This is a genomic window from Streptomyces sp. cg35 (genome assembly GCF_050410835.1).
Taxonomy (GTDB): Bacteria; Actinomycetota; Actinomycetes; order Streptomycetales; family Streptomycetaceae; genus Streptomyces.
Genome location: NZ_CP191268.1, coordinates 8,134,059 through 8,152,678 on the forward strand (window position 1 = coordinate 8,134,059; position 18,620 = coordinate 8,152,678).

Annotated in this window: 22 protein-coding genes and 1 pseudogene; 12 read left to right on the top strand and 11 right to left on the bottom strand. The window is 71.2% G+C overall.

Going from position 1 to position 18,620, the window contains the following annotated elements; all coding sequences use genetic code 11:
- Window positions 1-10: 10 nt before the first annotated feature.
- Both ACQUQD_RS37585 and ACQUQD_RS37590 read right to left on the bottom strand, forming a co-directional pair.
- Complete coding sequence (locus ACQUQD_RS37585) at window positions 11-973, bottom strand: electron transfer flavoprotein subunit alpha/FixB family protein (protein WP_428956693.1); 963 nt, start codon at window positions 971-973, stop codon at window positions 11-13.
- A gap of 61 nt (window positions 974-1,034) precedes the next feature.
- On the bottom strand, window positions 1,035-1,823 hold the full coding sequence (locus ACQUQD_RS37590; protein WP_428956694.1) for an electron transfer flavoprotein subunit beta/FixA family protein: 789 nt from the start codon (window positions 1,821-1,823) through the stop codon (window positions 1,035-1,037).
- 117 nt (window positions 1,824-1,940) lie between these two features.
- On the opposite strand from ACQUQD_RS37590, the gene ACQUQD_RS37595 reads away from it, so the two are divergent.
- Both ACQUQD_RS37595 and ACQUQD_RS37600 read left to right on the top strand, forming a co-directional pair.
- Complete coding sequence (locus tag ACQUQD_RS37595) at window positions 1,941-2,657, top strand: TetR family transcriptional regulator (RefSeq protein WP_428956695.1); 717 nt, start codon at window positions 1,941-1,943, stop codon at window positions 2,655-2,657.
- A gap of 114 nt (window positions 2,658-2,771) precedes the next feature.
- Entirely contained in the window at window positions 2,772-3,185 is a 414-nt protein-coding gene (locus ACQUQD_RS37600; protein WP_428956696.1) for a Zn-ribbon domain-containing OB-fold protein, read from the top strand.
- Window positions 3,186-3,209: 24 nt separating this feature from the next.
- Here the strand turns inward: ACQUQD_RS37600 and ACQUQD_RS37605 are convergent, their stop codons facing one another.
- Window positions 3,210-3,905 (bottom strand): type 1 glutamine amidotransferase domain-containing protein, encoded by a 696-nt coding sequence (locus ACQUQD_RS37605; RefSeq protein ID WP_428956697.1) that lies wholly within the window; start codon window positions 3,903-3,905, stop codon window positions 3,210-3,212.
- Window positions 3,906-4,015: 110 nt separating this feature from the next.
- Between ACQUQD_RS37605 and ACQUQD_RS37610 the strand changes: the two genes are divergently transcribed.
- Window positions 4,016-4,936, top strand: a complete 921-nt coding sequence (locus tag ACQUQD_RS37610; RefSeq protein ID WP_428956698.1) for a LysR family transcriptional regulator — start codon at window positions 4,016-4,018, stop codon at window positions 4,934-4,936.
- A gap of 3 nt (window positions 4,937-4,939) precedes the next feature.
- Here ACQUQD_RS37610 and ACQUQD_RS37615 read toward each other — a convergent pair whose 3' ends face one another.
- Window positions 4,940-5,332, bottom strand: coding sequence for a nuclear transport factor 2 family protein (locus ACQUQD_RS37615; protein WP_428956699.1), 393 nt, complete (start codon window positions 5,330-5,332; stop codon window positions 4,940-4,942).
- A gap of 78 nt (window positions 5,333-5,410) precedes the next feature.
- Between ACQUQD_RS37615 and ACQUQD_RS37620 the strand changes: the two genes are divergently transcribed.
- Window positions 5,411-5,995, top strand: coding sequence for a PadR family transcriptional regulator (locus ACQUQD_RS37620; RefSeq protein WP_428956700.1), 585 nt, complete (start codon window positions 5,411-5,413; stop codon window positions 5,993-5,995).
- On the opposite strand, the gene ACQUQD_RS37625 is transcribed toward ACQUQD_RS37620, so the two are convergent.
- Complete coding sequence (locus ACQUQD_RS37625; protein ID WP_428956701.1) at window positions 5,971-6,621, bottom strand: TetR/AcrR family transcriptional regulator; 651 nt, start codon at window positions 6,619-6,621, stop codon at window positions 5,971-5,973. The two genes, ACQUQD_RS37620 and ACQUQD_RS37625, sit on opposite strands and share 25 nt — an antisense overlap.
- A 204-nt stretch (window positions 6,622-6,825) precedes the next feature.
- Between ACQUQD_RS37625 and ACQUQD_RS37630 the strand changes: the two genes are divergently transcribed.
- The 5 genes from ACQUQD_RS37630 to ACQUQD_RS37650 all read left to right on the top strand — a co-directional run bounded on the left by ACQUQD_RS37630 (window position 6,826) and on the right by ACQUQD_RS37650 (window position 10,493).
- Window positions 6,826-7,638 carry an SDR family oxidoreductase gene (locus ACQUQD_RS37630; RefSeq protein WP_428956702.1) on the top strand — a complete coding sequence of 271 codons (813 nt, stop codon included), beginning with the start codon at window positions 6,826-6,828 and terminating at the stop codon, window positions 7,636-7,638.
- Window positions 7,635-8,285 carry an HAD family hydrolase gene (locus ACQUQD_RS37635; RefSeq protein ID WP_428956703.1) on the top strand — a complete coding sequence of 217 codons (651 nt, stop codon included), beginning with the start codon at window positions 7,635-7,637 and terminating at the stop codon, window positions 8,283-8,285. The genes ACQUQD_RS37630 and ACQUQD_RS37635 overlap by 4 nt, the downstream gene beginning before the upstream one ends.
- A gap of 29 nt (window positions 8,286-8,314) precedes the next feature.
- A complete protein-coding gene (locus ACQUQD_RS37640) occupies window positions 8,315-9,535 on the top strand; it encodes an acyl-CoA dehydrogenase family protein (RefSeq protein WP_428956704.1) in 1,221 nt (406 codons plus the stop codon).
- Between the two features lie 110 nt (window positions 9,536-9,645).
- Entirely contained in the window at window positions 9,646-10,005 is a 360-nt protein-coding gene (locus ACQUQD_RS37645; protein WP_428956705.1) for a luciferase family protein, read from the top strand.
- A 104-nt stretch (window positions 10,006-10,109) separates the two neighbouring features.
- On the top strand, window positions 10,110-10,493 hold the full coding sequence (locus ACQUQD_RS37650) for a helix-turn-helix domain-containing protein (RefSeq protein ID WP_428956706.1): 384 nt from the start codon (window positions 10,110-10,112) through the stop codon (window positions 10,491-10,493).
- A 6-nt stretch (window positions 10,494-10,499) separates the two neighbouring features.
- Here ACQUQD_RS37650 and ACQUQD_RS37655 read toward each other — a convergent pair whose 3' ends face one another.
- A complete protein-coding gene (locus tag ACQUQD_RS37655; protein WP_428956707.1) occupies window positions 10,500-10,877 on the bottom strand; it encodes a DUF488 domain-containing protein in 378 nt (125 codons plus the stop codon).
- A gap of 95 nt (window positions 10,878-10,972) precedes the next feature.
- Between ACQUQD_RS37655 and ACQUQD_RS37660 the strand changes: the two genes are divergently transcribed.
- On the top strand, window positions 10,973-13,504 hold the full coding sequence (locus tag ACQUQD_RS37660) for an ATP-dependent Clp protease ATP-binding subunit (protein ID WP_428956708.1): 2,532 nt from the start codon (window positions 10,973-10,975) through the stop codon (window positions 13,502-13,504).
- Window positions 13,505-13,563: 59 nt separating this feature from the next.
- Window positions 13,564-14,196, top strand: a complete 633-nt coding sequence (locus ACQUQD_RS37665; RefSeq protein WP_428956709.1) for an HdeD family acid-resistance protein — start codon at window positions 13,564-13,566, stop codon at window positions 14,194-14,196.
- 87 nt (window positions 14,197-14,283) lie between these two features.
- Here ACQUQD_RS37665 and ACQUQD_RS37670 read toward each other — a convergent pair whose 3' ends face one another.
- From ACQUQD_RS37670 to ACQUQD_RS37690, 5 genes are all read right to left on the bottom strand, one after another.
- A complete protein-coding gene (locus tag ACQUQD_RS37670; RefSeq protein WP_428957750.1) occupies window positions 14,284-15,300 on the bottom strand; it encodes a hypothetical protein in 1,017 nt (338 codons plus the stop codon).
- 259 nt (window positions 15,301-15,559) lie between these two features.
- On the bottom strand, window positions 15,560-16,051 hold the full coding sequence (locus tag ACQUQD_RS37675) for a response regulator (RefSeq protein ID WP_428956710.1): 492 nt from the start codon (window positions 16,049-16,051) through the stop codon (window positions 15,560-15,562).
- A gap of 327 nt (window positions 16,052-16,378) precedes the next feature.
- A complete protein-coding gene (locus ACQUQD_RS37680) occupies window positions 16,379-17,029 on the bottom strand; it encodes a DUF6328 family protein (protein WP_428956711.1) in 651 nt (216 codons plus the stop codon).
- The gene (locus ACQUQD_RS37685) at window positions 17,007-17,411 is read right to left on the bottom strand and encodes a VOC family protein (protein WP_428956712.1); all 405 of its coding nucleotides are present in this window, start codon (window positions 17,409-17,411) and stop codon (window positions 17,007-17,009) included. Before ACQUQD_RS37685 ends, ACQUQD_RS37680 begins: the two co-directional genes overlap by 23 nt.
- Before the next feature lie 73 nt (window positions 17,412-17,484).
- Window positions 17,485-18,456, bottom strand: coding sequence for a cation diffusion facilitator family transporter (locus tag ACQUQD_RS37690; protein WP_428956713.1), 972 nt, complete (start codon window positions 18,454-18,456; stop codon window positions 17,485-17,487).
- Between the two features lie 60 nt (window positions 18,457-18,516).
- Between ACQUQD_RS37690 and ACQUQD_RS37695 the strand changes: the two are divergent.
- Window positions 18,517-18,597 (top strand): annotated as a pseudogene (locus ACQUQD_RS37695) (hydrophobic protein); the annotation flags it as partial.
- Window positions 18,598-18,620 lie beyond the last annotated feature (23 nt).

Sequence of the window (18,620 nt, forward strand, 5' to 3'; positions counted from 1 at the left end):
GACGGGTCACTCAGCCCTTGCGGGTCTTGACCTCGTCGGTGAGCTGGGGGACGACGTCGAAGAGGTCGCCGACGACGCCGTAGTCGACGAGGTCGAAGATGGGGGCTTCGGCGTCCTTGTTGACCGCGACGATGGTCTTCGAGGTCTGCATGCCGGCCCGGTGCTGGATCGCGCCGGAGATGCCGTTGGCGATGTACAGCTGCGGCGAGACGGACTTGCCGGTCTGGCCGACCTGGTTGGAGTGCGGGTACCAGCCGGCGTCGACCGCGGCCCGGGACGCGCCGACGGCCGCGCCGAGCGAGTCGGCGAGCGCCTCGATGAGCGCGAAGTTCTCGGCGCCGTTGACGCCGCGGCCGCCGGAGACCACGATCGCGGCCTCGGTCAGCTCCGGCCGCCCGGTCGACTCGCGCGGGGTGCGCGAGGTGACCTTCGTACCGGTCGCCTTCTCCGAGAACGACACCGCGAGGGCCTCGACGGTACCGGCCGCCGGGGCCGCCTCCACGGCGGCACTGTTGGGCTTGACGGTGATGACCGGGGCGCCCTGGGTCACGGTGGACTTAGTGGTGTAGGAGGCGGCGAACACCGACTGGGTCGCCACCGGCCCGTCCGCGCCAGCCTCCAGGTCGACGGCGTCGGTGATGATGCCCGACCCGATCCGCAGCGCCAGACGCGCCGCGATCTCCTTGCCCTCCGCGGAGGACGGCACCAGCACCGCGGCCGGCGAGACCGCCTCGACCGCGGCCTGCAGCGCCTCCACCTTCGGCACGACCAGGTAGTCGGCGAACTCGGCGGCGTCGTTGGTGAGGACCTTCACCGCGCCGTGCTCGCCGAGCGCGGCCGCGGTGTCACCCGCGCCCGCACCCAGCGCGACGGCGACCGGCTCACCGATCCGGCGGGCCAGCGTGAGCAGCTCCAGGGTGGGCTTGCGGACGGCACCGTCCACGTGGTCGACGTAGACCAGAACTTCAGCCATGGGACTTCAATCTCCTGCAATCACAAAGAAGGTGGGGTGGACTTGCCGGAACGGCCGAAGCTCAGATGAACTTCTGGCCGGCGAGGAACTCGGCGAGCTGCTTGCCGCCCTCACCCTCGTCCTTCACGATCGTGCCCGCGGTCCGCGCCGGACGCTCGGTGGCCGCGTCGACCTTGGTCCAGGCCCCCTCCAGACCGACCTGCCCGGCCTCCAGGTCCAGATCCGACAGGTCCCAGGCCTCCACCGGCTTCTTCTTCGCCGCCATGATCCCCTTGAACGAGGGGTACCGCGCCGCACCGGACTGGTCGGTGACCGACACGACGGCCGGCAGCGAGGCCTGAAGCTGCTCCGAGGCGGTGTCCCCGTCCCGACGGCCCGTCACCGCGCCGCCCTCGACCGCCACCTCCGACAACAACGTCACCTGCGGCACCCCCAGCCGCTCGGCCAGCAGCGCCGGCACAATACCCGCCGTGCCGTCCGTCGACGCCATCCCGGAGACCACCAGATCGAAACCGGCCTTCTCGATCGCCTTCGCCAGCACCAGCGACGTACCGATCGCGTCCGTGCCGTGCAGATCGTCGTCCTCGACATGGATCGCCTTGTCCGCACCCATCGACAACGCCTTGCGCAGCGCGTCCTTCGCGTCCTCGGGACCCACCGTCAACACGGTGATCTCCACATCGTCATCGGAATTCTCCGAGATCTGCAGCGCCTGCTCCACCGCGTACTCGTCCAGCTCCGACAGCAGACCGTCCACCTCGTCACGGTCAACGGTCAGGTCATCGGCGAAGCCCCGGTCGCCAGTGGCGTCGGGCACGTACTTCACGGTGACAACGATCCTCAAGCTCACGCCGGCTCCCTCGCTCAGAGCATCCTCACAGTCCTATGAGAGTCAACGTATGGCACTCAGTTCCCTCTGTAAAGGTACGTAGTGCCAAAACGGCTCGTGCGGTGTTACGTTCCCGGCATGAGCGAGGCGCGCGAGGCCAACGGGTCACAGAAGAAGGCACCCATGCGGGAGGTGCTGGCCGAGGCGGCGTTCCAGTTGTTCCTGGAGCGCGGGTTCGAGCGGACGACCGTCGACGACATCGTGGCCCGGGCCGGGGTCGGACGGCGCTCGTTCTTCCGGTACTTCCCGTCCAAGGAGGACGCCGTCTTCCCGGACCACGAGAGCTGCCTGGCCGACATGACCGCGTTCCTCGACGCCGCGAGCGACGAGCGGGACGCGGTCGATGTGGTGTGCGACGCCGCCCAGCTCGTGCTGCGGATGTACGCCACCAACCCCGAGTTCTCCGTCCAGCGCTACCGGCTGACGCGTGAGGTACCGGGCCTTCGGACGTACGAACTCTCCGTCGTGCGGCGCTACGAGCGGACCCTCGCCGGATATCTGCGCCGTCGCTGGGGCGGCGCCGCGGACGGTGCGCTGCGTGCCGAGGTCGTGGCGGCGTCCGTGGTGGCCGCGCACAACAACGGGCTCCGTTCCTGGCTGCGTTCGGGCGGCGAGGGCGACGCCGAGACGGCCGTCGACCGCGCGCTCGGCCTCGTACGGCAGGTGTGGGGCGGGTCGGCGCAGGCGCCCGCCCCGGCCGTAGCGGACGAGGAGGTCGTCGTCATGGTCGCCGCCAAGGGCGCCCCCATGTGGCGTGTCATCCAGCAGGTGGAATCGGCGTTGCGGAACGACTGACGACATCGAAGGTACTCGGTGTCTTTACTGCGCGGCACTGAGTGCCATACGCTGAGAAGGAGGCGCCGTGGCCGCAGCCCGGCGCGCAGCGGGTGAGCGCGGGGAGGCCGACCGATGTCAGAGGTGTCCGGGATGTCCATGGGCGGTATCGGCGTCATGACGCCGAGGACGGAAACCGAAACGGGATTTGCCCACCAGCGGTGCCGCTGGTGCGGCACCGCGTCGTTCCGGCGGCTGCTCTGTCCGGTCTGCGCGTCGAGCGACCTGGAGACGGAGCACAGCGCGGGACCGGGCATCGTGGTGCAGTCGCGGGTGGTCCACCGCGGCACCGGGGTGGCGCGCAACGAGTCGCTGGTGCGCTTCCCCGAGGACTTCGTCGTGCCCTGCCGCATCGTGGGCACGGCCCCGCACCTGGTGTGGGTGGGGGCCACCGTGCGCCGCGCGCGCGGCGTGCAGGGCGCCCACGCCGACTCCGGGGAAGTCGTCTTCGAGCTCTGCGACCCGGCCGGGGACGACGGCCTGCGCTGAGCCGGCCGCCGCCCCGCGGGGTCGTCAGCCCAGCTTCTTGAGCAGCTCCGTGGCGAGCGGCGCCGACGACGCCGGATTCTGGCCGGTGACCAGGTTCCGGTCGACGATCACGTGCGGCACCCACGGCTCACCGACGTCGACCTTGATCCCCGCCTCGGTGAGGCGGTCCTGGAGCAGCCACTTCGCGCGCTCGGCGAGCCCGCCCTGGATCTCCTCGGCATTCGTGAACGCGGCCACGTCATAGCCCTTGAAGGCGTTGGTGCCGTCGGCCCCCGTCGCGGCGAGCAGCGCGGCCGGGCCGTGGCAGACCACGCCGAGCGGCTTGCCGCTGCGCAGCGCCAGGGTGAGCACCCGGCCGGAGTCCGCGTTCACGGCGAGGTCCTCCATCGGGCCGTGCCCGCCGGGGTAGAAGACGGCGGCGTAGTCGTCGAGGTCGACGTCCTCGACCTTGACGGGGGACTGCAGCTCGGTCATCGCGGCGAGCGCGCTCGCGGTCCGCTCGGCGCCCTCGGGGCCGCCGTTGTAGTCGGGCGCGAGGCTCCCGTGGTCGACCGGGGGCACGACGCCGCCGGGCGTGGCGACGACGATCTCGTGGCCCGCCGCCTTGAAGGCCTGGTAGGGGGCGACGACCTCCTCGGCCCAGAAGCCGGTGGGGTGCTGGGTGCCGTCGGCGAGCGTCCAGTGGTCGGCGCCGGTCAGAACGAAAAGGATCTTCGACATGAGTGCTTCTCCCAGGGTGCGGATCCGCCGCTTCGTGCAGAGCGCGTCAGTGCGGCGACGTTCTCGACCGTAGGCCCGCGCACCCATGGGAATCCAATAGGCTCGGCCATGTGAGAGATAGGGAAGCCAATGGGCTGCCCGACCTGAACCTGCTGCGCACGTTCCTCGCGGTGTACCGGTCGGGCTCCTTCACCGCGGGCGCCCGCCTGCTGGGCCTGTCGCAGCCCACGGTCACCACGCAGATCCGCGCCCTGGAGACCCAGCTCGGCCGGGAGCTGTTCGCACGGCTGCCGCGCGGGGTCGCCCCGACCCCGTTCGCCGACGAACTGGCGGCGCGCGTCGTGTCCCCGCTCGACGAGCTCGGCGCGGTCAGCGGCCCGGGCGGTCCGCTCGGCGCGGGTGACGCGGACCCCGTCCACCTGGCCGGCCCCGCCGAGTACCTCTCGCACAGCGTGCTGCCGACGCTCGCCCCGCTCGTCGACAAGGGCGTACGGCTGCGGATCGCGTTCGGCCTCACCGACGACCTGCTCGACGCGCTGCGCGCCGGACGGCACGACCTGGTCGTCGCCACCGTCCGGCCGCGCGGCCGGACCCTGGCCTCGGCGCCGCTCGCCGACGAGGAGTTCGTCCTCGTCGCCGCGCCCGCCTGGGCCGAGCGGATCGGAACGCGCCTCGTCACCGAGGGACCGGCCGCCCTGCACGGTGTGCCGCTCGTCGCGTACGCCGAGGACCTGCCGATCGTCCGCCGCTACTGGCGCCACGTCTTCGGCAGCCGCCTGACCCGCACCCCCGCCGTGACCGTGCCCGATCTGCGCGGGGTGATCGCGGCCGTGGCCGGCGGCGCCGGATTCAGCGTGCTGCCCCGTTACCTGTGCGCGGACGAGCTGGCCTCCGGCGCGCTGGTGCCGCTGCACGACCCGGACGACGCCCCGATCAACACCACCTTCCTCGTCCAGCGCCCCGGCTCGTCGACCAACCCGCACGTCACTCTCGTGCGGGACCACCTCCTGAGGTCGGCTCACCAGGAGTGACGGTCAGGCGCCGGCCGCCTCCCGCGAGATCCGCTCGAACTGCGCGGCCATCGCCTCCTGCAGCGCCTGCGCCGCCGACAGCGGCCGGACCATCACCATGAAGTCGTCGATCAGGCCGTCCTCGTCGAAGTGCAGGAAGTCGCAGCCGGTGATCTGCCGGTCGCCGACCCGGGCCTCGAAGACCAGCGCGTGGTCACGCCCGTCGGCGCCCTCGATCTCGCGTACGTAGCGGAAATCCTCGAAGACCCGGACGACCGCCCGCAGGATCGCCGCGGTGATCGCCTTGCCCGGGTACGGCTTGAACACGACCGGGCTGGTGAACACCACGTCCTCGGCCAGCAGGTCCTCGACCGCCGCCAGATCGCCCTTCTCCACCGCCGCGCGGAAGGGATGCATGGACGCCACCTCGTTCTTGATAGACAACTATTTGAATAGGTGCGAGAGAGAATAATCGCCGAGCTGTAAGGTGTCCATATGTCTCTCAAGTACGCGGTCCTGGCCGCCCTGTTGGAGGGCGAGGCCTCCGGATACGACCTGGCGAAGATCTTCGACGTCTCGGTGTCGAACTTCTGGGCCGCGACGCCGCAGCAGCTCTACCGGGAGCTGGACCGGCTGGCCGCCGAGGGACTCATCGACGCGCGGGTCGTGCCGCAGGAGCGCAGGCCGAACAAGCGGATGTTCACGCTGTCCGGGGCGGGCCGCGCCGATCTCGCCGCGTTCACGGCGAAGCAGCCGAAGCCGATGGCGATGCGCGACGAACTCATGGTGAAGGTGCAGGCCGTCGACGTCGGCGACCTCGACGCGGTGCGCGCGCACATCGAGGAGCGGATGGCCTGGGCGCAGGGCAAGCTCGCCCGCTACGAGCGGGTGCGCCGGCATCTGCTCGGCGGCCTCGGCGAGGCGGAGTTCCTCGTGGAGGGGGAGCGGGTCGGCCCCTACCTGACGCTGCTGGGCGGCATCGCCCTGGAGGAGGAGTACCTGCGCTGGGGGCGGCGCGCCCTGGACGTGCTGGACCTCCGCGCCGCCCGCGCCGCTCAGGCCTCGGGCTCCGCGAGCTGAAGCCCGTTCTCCCAGATCTTGTTGAGCGTCGTCACCAGGCGCTCGTACGGAATGCGCTGCCCGAGCACGAACACCATGTACGCCATGCGGCTCACCATCACCGACAGGGCGTGCGCCGTGACCAGCGGATCCAGGCTCGCGTCGGCCGCGCCGCTCTCCTGAAGTGACCGGATCAGCTTGGCGTTGCGCCGCGCGAACGCGTTGCCCCGCTCGATGCGCAGCTTCATGAACTGCTCGTCGACCTGGGCGACTTGCTCGAACAACGCCATCAACCGCGCGTTCTTCTTGTACGCGCGCAAGTACTCGCGGTTCGAGGCGTCGATGAGCTCCCGCGGATCGGTGATCCCGGTGCGCTCACGCAGATGCGGGTGGAGCATCTCCTCCTGCACCTGCTCCACCAGCGCCTGGAAAATCTCTTCCTTGCTGTTGAAGTACGTGTAGAACGACCCCGAGGCGACGTGCGCGGCCTTGGAGATGTCGGTGATCCGCGCGTCGAGGTACCCGTCGCGCTCGAAGACCTCGCGCGCGGCCGTGATCAGGGCATTGCGCGTCCTGACGCCCCGGGCGCTGCGGGGTGTGATCGGTTGCTTCTGGCCGCCGTCAGCGGCCGGGGCCTGGGCAGTCAAGTCGGTCCATTCACTGTCGTTCGAGCAGGTGCGGGCAGGCGGGGCACCGTGTACCCCGCCGGTGGCCGTGGATGCTATCAGCCCAGGTCCGCAAGGGGATCCCGGCCGGTCCCGCAGGCTCCGAGCCCGCTGCCCGCCCTCCATTGAACCTGAACCCGGATTCAAGTACGGTGCCGATGGCCGTGCCGAGAAGGGGAGATGCGCATGCTGATCAAGGACAGGGTCGCCGTGGTCACCGGGGCCGCGGGCGGTATCGGAGCCGCCGTCGCGCAGCGCCTCCTGGAGGCCGGGGCCCGCGGGGTCCAGCTCACCGACCTCGACGCGGCACGCCTCGACGCGACCGTGCGGCGGCTGGCCGAGGAGCACGGGGAGCGTGTCGCGGGCCGGGCGGCCGACGCCGCGGACACCGACGACCTGCGCGCCCTGATCGACGCGGCGCAGGAGCGGTTCGGCCCGGTCGACCTGTACTTCGCCAACGCCGGGGTCGGCGGCGGCGCCGGTCTCGACGCGAGCGAGGAGGAGTGGAGCCGTGCCCTCGACGTGAACGTCATGGCGCACGTGCGCGCCGCCCGGCTCCTCGTCCCCGGCTGGCTGGAGCGCGGTCAGGGCTACTTCTTCAGCACCGCCTCGGCCGCCGGCCTCCTGACACAGATCGGCTCCGCCACGTACTCCGTGAGCAAGCACGCCGCCGTGGCCTTCGCCGAATGGCTCTCGGTCACGTACGGCGACCGGGGCGTGCGGGTGAGCTGTCTGTGCCCGCAGGGCGTCGAGACCGAGCTGCTCATGGCGGGCACCCGTTCCACCGACCCCGCCGAACGCGCCGCCGCCCGCGCCGTGCTCGACTCCGGGGACCTGCTGCGGCCGCTCGACGTGGCCGACCGGGTGGTGGCGGCCGTCGGTGACGAACGGTTCCTCGTCCTGCCGCATCCGCAGGTGCTCGACTTCTTCCGCCACAAGGGCAGCGACTACGACCGGTGGCTGCGTGGCATGCGCCGCTACCAGGAGGCCGTGCGATGACCGAGTCTCCCGCGCGCCGCGCGGTCCTCTTCGACTTCGGCGGTGTCCTCACCACGAGCGTCGTCGCCGCCTTCGAGGGACTGGGGCGCGAACTCGGCGCCGAGCCGGGCCTGTTGCTGCGGCTGCTGTCGAAGGACAAGGAGAGCGCCGCGCTGCTCGTGGCGCACGAGGAAGGGCGCATCGGGCAGCGGGAGTTCGAGGACGGCTTCGCGGCGCGGCTGCGGGCCCACGGGGTCGCCGTCGACGACGGTGACGACGGGCCGGGCCTCGTGAGCGGGCTGCAGGCGCGGCTGCGTCCCGACGCCGAGATGGTCGCCCTCGTGGCGAAGGTGCGGGCCGACGGATACCGGGTCGGCATGCTCTCCAACTCCCTCGGTGACGACTGCTACGCGGGGTTCGACCTGCCCGCCCTGTTCGACGCCCGCACCGTGTCCGGCGAGATCGGCGTGCGCAAACCCTCGCGGCGCGCGTACGCGATCGCCTGCGAACAGCTCGGCGTGCGGCCCGAGGAGACCGTCATGGTCGACGACCTCGAACAGAACATCACGGCCGCGGCCCGGCTCGGCATCGCCGGTGTCGTGCACCGCGACGCCCCGACCACCGCGGCCGGACTCGCCCGGCTGCTCGCGCCGCTGGATCACCACTGACACCGCATCAGACACCCGTGGGAGGACCCGTGTACGAGCCGTCCGACAAGGCCAAGGAGTACCAGGACAAACTGCTCGCCTTCATGGACGAGCACATCTATCCCGCCGAGGCGGTGTACGCCGCGCAGATGGCCGAGTCCGGCGACCCGCACTTCCACCCGCCGGTCATCGAGGAGCTGAAGACCGAGGCGAGGAAGCGCGGCCTGTGGAACCTCTTCCACCCGCACCCCGAATGGGGCCCCGGCCTCACCAACCTCGAGTACGCGCCGCTCGCCGAGATCATGGGCCGCAGCGCCCACCTGGCACCCGAGGCCACCAACTGCAACGCGCCCGACACCGGCAACATGGAAGTCCTCACGCTCTTCGGCACCGCCGAACACAAGGAGAAGTGGCTCAAGCCGCTGCTCGCCGGCGAGATCGCCTCCGCGTTCGCCATGACCGAACCCGCCGTGGCCAGTTCGGACGCGAGCAACATCCAGATGCGGATGGAGCGCGACGGCGACGACTACGTCCTCAACGGCCGCAAGTGGTGGACCTCGAACGCCCTCCACCCGCACTGCCGGGTCCTCATCGTCATGGGCAAGACCGACCCGGACGGGCCTGCCTTCCGGCAGCAGTCGATGATGGTCGTGCCGCTCGACACCCCCGGCGTCACCGTCCTGCGCGGCCTGCCCGTCTTCGGCTACCAGGACCGCGAGGGCCACGCCGAGGTGCTCTTCGAGAACGTACGGGTCCCCACCACGGCCCTGCTCGCCGGCGAGGGCGACGGCTTCATGATCAGCCAGGCGCGGCTCGGCCCCGGCCGCATCCACCACTGCATGCGCTCCCTCGGCATGGCCGAACGCGCCCTGGACCTGATGATCGACCGGGCGCAGGCGCGCACCACGTTCGGCGCGCCCGTCGCCGACCGCGCCAACATCCAGGACTGGATCGCCGAGGCCCGCATCGAGATCGACATGGCGCGGCTGCTGACCCTCAAGGCCGCGTACCTGATGGACACCGTCGGCAACAAGCAGGCCCGCACCGAGATCGCCGCCATCAAGGTCGCGGCCCCAGAGGTCGCCCTGAAGGTCGTCGACCGCGCCATCCAGGTGCACGGCGGCGCGGGCGTCAGCGACGACTTCCCGCTCGCGAGCATGTACGCGCACCTGCGCACCCTGCGCCTCGCCGACGGCCCCGACGAGGTGCACAAGCGGACCATCGCCCGCCGCGAGCTGCGTCGCCGGGAGGCCGAGCGCGGCGAGCGGTGACCTCCTTCGGGCCCCGGTGACGTCCAGTGGCCCCCCGCGTCAACAACGTGCAAGTACGCGGGGGTTGCTGGGGGTGGTCCTCCAGGTGAAGCGTGCGCGAGGATGGAGGCATGACCGCGGCCCAGCGCGCCATGACCGAACTCGGGACATGGCCGAACCTGGTAAGTGGCCCGCCCCGGTGCTCGGTTGGGCACGCCTTCGGCGCGGCGGGCCACGAACTCGTCCATTTCCACGCCGACGACAGCGCCGATCTGTACCTCACCGCGACGGTGGTGCAGCGGCTCCTGCCCCAACTGCGGCACAACAGCGCCATCCGTGTGCATCCCGGGGCCTCCTGGATCACCGTGCTCCTGGAGTGCGACACGGACGTGCAGTTGCTGCTGAGCCTGGTGAGCGTCGCGCTCAAGGAGCACGACGCGCACGCCTGCCCCTCCCCGCCGTGCGACTGGGAACGTCCGCGGGCGTCGTAGGCTCCGCACTTCTCGGGTCAGGGCGCACGCGATCGGCCGGCCCGCCGATATCGCCCTGGGCGAAGCCGGGTCCCGGCACGGCCGCCCCGCCGTACGCTGAGCCGATGACCAACCACGAGACCCGCAGGCCCCGTCCCGCCGCCGCTCAGGAGCCGCTGTTGCGGCATGTCGTCGGGGACGTGCTGCGCCGTCGGCGCCGGGCGCAGGGACGGACCTTGCAGGACGTGGCCGACGTCGCGGGGATCTCCATGCCCTACCTCTCCGAGGTGGAGCGCGGCCGCAAGGAGGCCTCTTCGGAGATGCTCGCCGCCGCGGCCGGTGCGCTCGGGCTCGGGCTCGTCGACGTACTGTCGCTCGCGCAGGGCGAGTTGGCGCGGGCCGCGCAGGTGCGCGGGCCGGTCCCCGTCACCGCGGTCACCGCGGTCACCGCGCTCGGATCGGGCGCATCCGGCGCCGGGGCGCGCGGCACGGTCTGCCTGGCGGCCTGACGCGGCTCAGGATCCCTCCAGGTGGCGGGCGAGCACGGGTACGTGGCTGTGCTCGACGTCCTTCACCGACGTCACCAGCGTGACGGGACCCCGCCGGGCCAGGGTGCGGACATGGCCGACCAGGCCGGCGCGGACCGGGTCGGCCAGCTCCGCGCCGTAGCGCTCGGCGAACTCCGCGTACCGCCCCGCGCGGTCCTCGTGGTACCAGGAGCGCAGCTCCTTGGACGGCGCGATGTCCTTCAGCCATTCGTCGACGGCGGCCCGTTCCTTGGAGATCCCGCGCGGCCACAGGCGATCGACCAGCAGGCGCGTGCCGTCGGACGGGGCGGGCGGATCGTAGACGCGGCGGACCGGGTACGGGCCGGACGGCGGAATTGCGTTCATGGGCCCATTGTGCTGCTTTCTCACGCTTTGCGAGCCGGGCGAGGTGTTGCTTCAGTGAGAGGTGTTGCCGTGACGTCCCACCGGGAGACCCCGCCATGTCGATGTCCTTCGGATCGCCCCTCGGATCGCCCGACCCCTTCGGCGAGCTCCTCAACCGCTTCTTCGGCATGTCCCCGGGGTCGGCGCCGCCCGCGGTGCAGCGCGTACCGATCGGACGGCTGCTCACCGATTCGGCGCGCGAACTGATCGGACTCGCCACCAACAGGGCGGTGGAGGACGGCAGTTCGGACCTGGACACCGAGCACCTGTTGTGGGCGGCGACCCAGGTCGACCCGGCGCGCAGCCTGCTGGCGCAGGCCGGCGCCGACCCCGACGCGCTCGCCCGGACGATCGCGGAGATCCTGCCCGCCGAGAGTGCCGTACCGTCCGCCCAGCCCGGCCTCACCCCGGCCGCCAAGCGCACCCTGACCGCCGCGCACGCGCTCTCCCAGGCCGCGGGGGTCTCGTACATCGGCCCGGAGCACATCCTCGGCGCCCTGCTCGACAGCCCGGACACGGGCGCGGCCCGGCTGCTGCGGGCCCAGGGCACGGACGCGGACCGGTTGCGCGGCGTCACCGACACGGCGGCCCGCGCGGCCGGCGTGCCCGCCGCGGCCGGCGGTCCGCCGAACAGCAACACCCCCACCCTCGACGAGTACGGCCGTGACCTCACCGAGGAGGCGAAGGCCGGCAAGCTGGACCCGGTGGTCGGGCGGGCCGACGAGATCGAGCAGACCGTCGAGATCCTCTCCCGGCGCTCCAAGAACAACCCCGTGCTCATCGGCGAGCCCGGTGTCGGCAAGACCGCCATCGTCGAGGGCCTCGCGCAGCGCATCGTGGCGGGCGAGGTGCCCGACATCCTCGACGGCAAGCGGGTCGTCTCGCTGGACCTGTCCGCGATGGTCGCGGGGGCCCAGTACCGCGGACAGTTCGAGGAACGCCTCAAGAAGGTCATCGAGGACGTCCAGGAGGCGGGCGGTGACGTCATCCTCTTCATCGACGAGCTGCACACCGTCGTCGGCGCGGGCGCCACCGGCGAGGGCTCCATGGACGCCGGCAACATGCTCAAACCCGCCCTGGCGCGCGGGGAGCTCCATGTCGTCGGCGCCACCACCATCGACGAGTACCGCAAGTACGTCGAGAAGGACCCGGCGCTGGAGCGCCGCTTCCAGCCCGTCATGATCCCCGAGCCGACCGTCGAGGAGACGGTGCTCATCCTGGAAGGCCTGCGCGACACGTACGAGGCGCACCACCAGGTCCGCTTCGGCGACGGCGCGCTGGCCGCGGCGGCCGAGCTCTCCGACCGCTACATCGGCGACCGCTTCCTGCCCGACAAGGCCATCGACGTGATGGACCAGGCCGGTGCCCGGGTGAGCCTGCGCAGTCGCGGCCGCTCCACCGAGGTCGTCAGCCGCGAGGACGAACTGGCCAAGCTGAAGCGGGAGAAGGACGAGGCCGTCGCCAACGAGGACTTCGAGAAGGCCTCCGGGATCAAGGCACGGATCGCCGAGGTGACGGGCGAGCTGGCCGGGGTCGAGGAGCGTCGCGAGGGCGTCGTCGAGGTCACCGCCGACGACATCGCCGACGTCGTCTCGCGCCGTACCGGCATCCCCGTCGCACAGCTCACCGCCACCGAGAAGGACAAGCTCCTCAAGCTGGAGGAGGCGATGCACGAGCGGGTCGTCGGCCAGGACGAGGCGGTGACCGCCGTCGCGCAGGCCGTGCGTCGCAACCGCGCCGGGATGGGCGACCCGAACCGGCCCGTCGGCTCGTTCCTCTTCCTCGGCCCCACCGGCGTCGGCAAGACCGAACTGGCCAAGGCGCTCGCGGAGCTGCTGTTCGGCGACGAGGACCGCATGATCCGCTTCGACATGAGCGAGTTCCAGGAGAAGCACACCGTCTCCCGGCTCGTCGGGGCACCGCCCGGATACGTCGGCCACGAGGAGGCCGGGCAGCTCACCGAGAAGGTCCGCCGCCGGCCCTACAGCGTGCTGCTGTTCGACGAGGTGGAGAAGGCGCACCCCGACGTGTTCAACACCCTGCTGCAGGTGCTCGACGACGGCCGCCTCACCGACTCGCAGGGCCGCACCGTCGACTTCCGCAACTGCGTCGTCATCATGACCTCGAACATCGGCGCGCAGCGCATCCTCGCCCACCGCGGCGACGGCCAGGGAGAGGACGGGGCGCTCGACCAGACGCTGAAGGACGCGCTGATGGACGAGCTGCGGGCCCGCTTCCTGCCCGAGTTCCTCAACCGCATCGACGACATCATCGTCTTCCACGGGCTCACCCAGGACGACCTCGGCGAGATCGTCGAACACCTCCTGGACCAGAGCAGGCGGCGCGTCCACGCCCAGGGCATGACCCTCGACGTCACCGAGGCGGCGAAGAAGCTCCTGGTCGCCCACGGTCACCAGCCCGAGTTCGGAGCGCGCCCGCTGCGCCGCACGATCCAGGCCGAACTCGACAACCGGCTCGCCTCGTTGCTGCTCTCCGGGGAGGCCGACCCGGGTGACACGATCGTGGTCGACGTCGCGGACGACTCCCTGGCCCTGTCGGTGCGGCACCCCGAGCCCGCCCCCGCCTGAGGTCACCCGTTCGGTCCACCCGGCTGGTGGGTGCCAGGTGCCGGTGCGAAGAGTCGAACATGACCCAAGCACCGTACGACCCGCAGAGCACGCACCGCAGCGCCGACCGGGAGGAGCCGTCACGCGGCCCCGAGGGCCCGCTCGGCAGACTCGCCGACATGGCCTGGCAGGCGGTCCTCCTCGCGGGCGTCGCCGCCCTGATCCTCGGGGTGCTCGTCCTCGTCTGGCCGGGCGCCTCGCTGTGGGCGGCGGGCGTCCTGTTCGGCGTCTATCTCGTGGTCAGCGGTGTCTTCCAGCTGGTCACGGCATTCGGCACGCATGTGACGACGGGCCTGCGCGTGATGGCGTTCATCAGCGGCACCGTCTCGATCCTGCTGGGGCTGTTCTGCTTCCGAGGCTCGATGCAGTCGATCCTGCTGCTCGCCCTGTGGATCGGCATCGGGTGGCTGTTCCGCGGCATCACCCAGACCGCCGCGGCGGCGTCCGACCCCGCGATGCCCGCGCGCGGCTGGCAGGTCTTCCTCGGGATCGTCAGCGCCCTGGCCGGCATCGTGCTCATCGTCTCGCCGTTCGAGTCGGTCGCCGTCCTCACCCTCGTCGGCGGCTGCTGGCTGGTGGCGATGGGCGTCGTCGAGATCGTCGAGGCGTTCATGCTGCGCAGCCGCGCGAAGAAGCTGCCGCACGGCGTCTGAGGCCCTGTGCGACGTGGATGACGTACGCGACGGTGCCCCGCGCTCTCGACGAGCGCGGGGCACCGTGCCGTGCGGGGGAGCGGCGCGTCAGACGCCGACGGTCTCCTCCAGCTCCTCCTCGACATCGGCTTCCTGCGCGGCCGGGTCGGTGGCCGGGGCCGTGGGGGCCGGGTCGGCGGCCGCGGTCACAACGACTGCCCGCTCCCGGCGCCGTTCGGCCAGCGCAGCGACCGCGAGCACGACCGCGCCCACCGCGAGCCACGCCACGAGCGTCCACACGTAGCGGCCCAGGCCGTAGTGGTCGAAATACAGGAGGCTGCGGGCGCCCTCGACGAAGCCGGCGCCGTTCCAGAAGGCGTGCAGGCTCCCGAAGAACCCGTTCTGCAGCTCGGGGCGGAAGATGCCGCCGGAACTCGTGAAGTTGAGCATCACGAACAGCACCATCACGGCGAGCGTCGTCCACCGCTTAAGGAACGTGTGCAGACCGACGCCGATCAGCAGGATCCCCGCGGAGTACACCCAGGCCATGCCCCACAGGCCCCACAGGTTCGTGTGCGCGAGGTGGAAGACCGGCCCCGCGAACGCCGCGCCGATCAGGCTCACCACCGCGGAGACGCCGACCGCGAGGAGCGCCCGCGTCCGCATCCGCAGCGCGGCCCCGGCGCCGCCCAGGACCGCCACCGAGGCGTACGAGCCGATGCTCAGCGCGACGAGCAGGAAGAACAGGCCCTGCCCCGTCGGGTCGTCGGACACCGGGGGCGCCACGTCCGTCACCTCGAGCGGCTCGCCCTGCTGCGCGGCGACGGGCGTGAAGATCTTCTCGACCACGGAGACCGTCGTGTCGGAGCCCGCCGACGCGACGATCAGTTCCGGCGCCTTGCCGCCGAGCACGTACGCGCCGTCGATGTCCCGCGTCCTGAGCTGGTCGACCGCGGCGGCGCGGGTGCCGAGGGTGCGCACGTCGAGGGCGTCGCCCGCCTTGTCCTTCACGGTCTGCGCGAACACCTTGGCCTGCGGACCGGAGCCGACGACGGCGACCGGCAGATGGTGCGGCTCGGGCGACGCGAAGGCGCCGAGGTAGGCGAGCCCCATGCCCACGCACATCAGGAGCGGGGTGAGCAGATGCGTCAGGACGTGGCGCAGCGCCGGGTTGTGCGCGCCGTTCGCCGCCCCGCGTACCACCCCGCGTACGGCACCCGCGCTGTCGGGCCGCTGAGCTCTGTGGTCGGCGGGCATGGGCAGGACCTCCATAGGTTGGCTTATACAACTCTTAACCAAGTTGTACTGTACAACCACATGCTGGGAGGTCGCCCCTGACCTGGTGTGAGCATCGACACCGTCGCGGGCGGAAGAGGGGGCGGGGTCAGGCCGGCCGGGGCAGGGGGTGGCCTTCGAAGCCGGCCGCCGGGGCGGGGGGTGATCCGTCGTCGTCGTACGCACGCAGCCGCTCCCGCAATACGCGCAGGCGCTGGCTCGTCTCGTACAGATAGCGGACCTTCGTCCGCATCACCCACGGCTCGATGGGCTTGACGACGTAGTCGGCGACGCCGAGCTCGAAGGCTCTGGCGGCGAGCGCGGGGTCCTGTCCGGCGCCGGTGATCATCATGATCGGGATGTCCTGGGTCTGTTCCAGGCGCGCCATGTAATGAGCGACCTCGAAGCCGCTGACGTCGGGCATCAGGACGTCCAGGAGGACCACCGCGACGCCGCCGCGCAGGACCGCCTTGAGGGCGTCGTCCCCGGTGTTCGCCCGGTCCACCGGATAGCCGAGCGGGGCGAGGGCGCTCTCCATGGCGAACAGGGTGTCGTCGCGATCGTCGACGAGCAGGATTCTGGGCCGTGCAGCGGTGGGCATCGCCGGGTGCCTCCCCTCTTCGGCACCGACAGCATATGCCGGAACGCGGGCGGCGGAAGAGGGGTCTCAGTCCTCTCCGCGCACCAGATTCCAGTCCGGATCCCGGTCCCTGTCGGGTTCGGAGGGATCGCGTCCGTCACGGTGGGCCGGGCGGCAGGTGCGGATGCGGCCTCTGACCTCGTGCTTGGTCTCCGCGGGGTGCGGTGCGCGTAGTCGTTCGTTCATGTTGAGACCTCTTCTCGGGCGAATGTGGGCTGATTCGGCTTGTAGACGGCTAGGCAGACGGTCTTTTGTGTTCATCGAGCGATCGAAGGTGCGCACAGTGCGTCAAGTGGCGCTCGGGTCCTTGCTGCCGTCCTCGGCGCCCTCGCCGGCGTACTCGACGGCCTGGTCATCCTCGGCGTCCTCGGTGTCTTCGGTGTCCTCTTCCGTGTAGCGGGCGCGTGCCCAGGCGGGCAGCAGGAACCAGCACAGCAGGTACCAGGCCAGGAGCACGGCGACGAGCACGGGGGCGAACGGGTCGTGCATCGCGATGCGCAGGATCAGGAAGAGCGCCGACACCAGCGTGCACAGCAGCAGCACGAGTCCCACGAAGGTCAGGCGGGAGGCCCAGGCCACCGCCTGCGGTTTGATCCGTCGACCGGTGACCAGCCGGTGGAAGGACACCGGGCCGATCAGGGCGCCCGTCGCCGCGGATCCGAGGACGACCGTCACGATGTAGATGGTGCGATCGGTGTCGGAGAGGTCCGGGAAGCGCGGGGTGAACACCACGGTGAGCAGGAATCCGAAGAGGATCTGCACCCCGGTCAGGGCCACCCGCAGCTCCTGGATGAGCTCCGACCACTGCCGGTCGGCCCGCTCCTCGACGGACTCGCTCCGGCCGCGCCGGGGCCCCCTCGCCCCCGCCGTGGGCTCGCCCGGTCGGTGGTCCGGGCGGGAGCCGCTCGCTTCTCGGTCAGTTCGACTTCGGTTGCGCACGGTCCCTCACACTGCGCAGGGAGAACGGATGGCCGGCGGGGTCGCAGTACAGACGCGTCTCGGTCCGTCCCACGTTGCCACGCGTCTCCAGCGGCCGCGCGCCGAGCCCGATCACCTGGCGTTCCACCTCGTCCAGGTGCTCCACGGCCACCAGCAGGTCCAGGTGGGCCTGCTGGGAGTCGTCGGGGCGCGGCCAGCTGGCCGGGGCGGCATTGAGGTCGAGGCGGAACGCCATGCGGGTGCCGCCCGCTCCGACGAGCTCGATGCGGTTGTCGCCGGCCGGCCGCTCGAGCTCGCCGTCGAGCAGCACCCGGTAGAACTCCGCGAGCTCCTCCGGCTCCGCACAGTCCAGGACCAGCACCGCCGATTCCACCTGGCTCATGGGACCTCCCCTGCCCGCCGACGAGGCCGGCGCTCGCCATGGCTCCGCGAGTACCCGCGTTCGTCCCCCCGAATCACCTGGTGGCCGGGGGCCGGTCACGTACCCGGCGCGGCACCTCCACCACGTCGAGGAACACCTGATCCGCTTCGGGCCAGGTGTTCCGGATGCTGCGCTTGATGCGCTCGCTGACCAGTTCCAGGCGCTCGCTGTCGATCCCGGGCGTCAGATCGACGCGGGCCGCGACGAGCGTCGAGTCCATGCCCAGGCGCATCGTGTGCAGCGCCGCCAGGTAGTCGATCTCCGGCTGTGCGTCCAGGAGTTCGCGGATGCCGCGGCGCAGCTCCGGATCGACGGCCTCGCCGATCAGCTGGTCGCGCGCGCTCCTGCCGAGGCGGTACGCGACGTACACCAGGAGCACGCCGATCGCCAGCGACGCCGACGCCTCCCAGACGATGTCGCCCGTCACCCTGTGCAGCACCATGCCACCCGCGGCCAGCAGCACCCCGGCCACCGCCGTGCTGTCCTCGGCGAGGACCGTGCGCAGCGCGGGGTCGGCGCCGACGCCCTCGCCGGGCTGCGCCCTGACCTGGTGGACGGCACGGACCAGGGAGGCGCCCTCGGCGAGCAGTGCCACGCCGAGGACCACGAGCCCGGCGACATAGCCCGTGCGGGACTCCTCGGCGGCGGGTGTCGTCAGCGCCTCGAAGCCCTGGAAGAAGGAGAAGCAGCCGCCCATCACGAAGATGCCGACCGCGGCCAGCAGCGACCAGAAGAACCGCTCCTTGCCGTACCCGAAGGGATGCCGGTGGTCCGCGGGGCGGCGGCTGCGGCGCAGCGCCGCGAGGAGGAACACCTCGTTGAGGCTGTCGGCCACCGAGTGCGCCGCCTCCGACAGCAGCGCGGGAGACGCGGCGATCAGACCGCCGACCGCCTTCGCCACGGCGATGAGCAGATTGGCGGCGAGGGCCACCAGGACCGTCAGCCGGGTCCTGCGGTCCTCGGACGTGCCGGACTTCGTGTTCTCGCTCACGTCGTCAACTCGCATTGTATGAGGGGCGTTTGCCGGGACTCGGTGCGCAGAGAGGGAATGACTGTGATGGCTTTCGTCCTGGTTCTGTGGCTGCTCGGATTCCTGGTACGCGGCACGACCGAAGGCGGATCGCGGTCGCGCTGGTACCGATGGTGAGTAACCGGAGCCCGGTCCCGTAA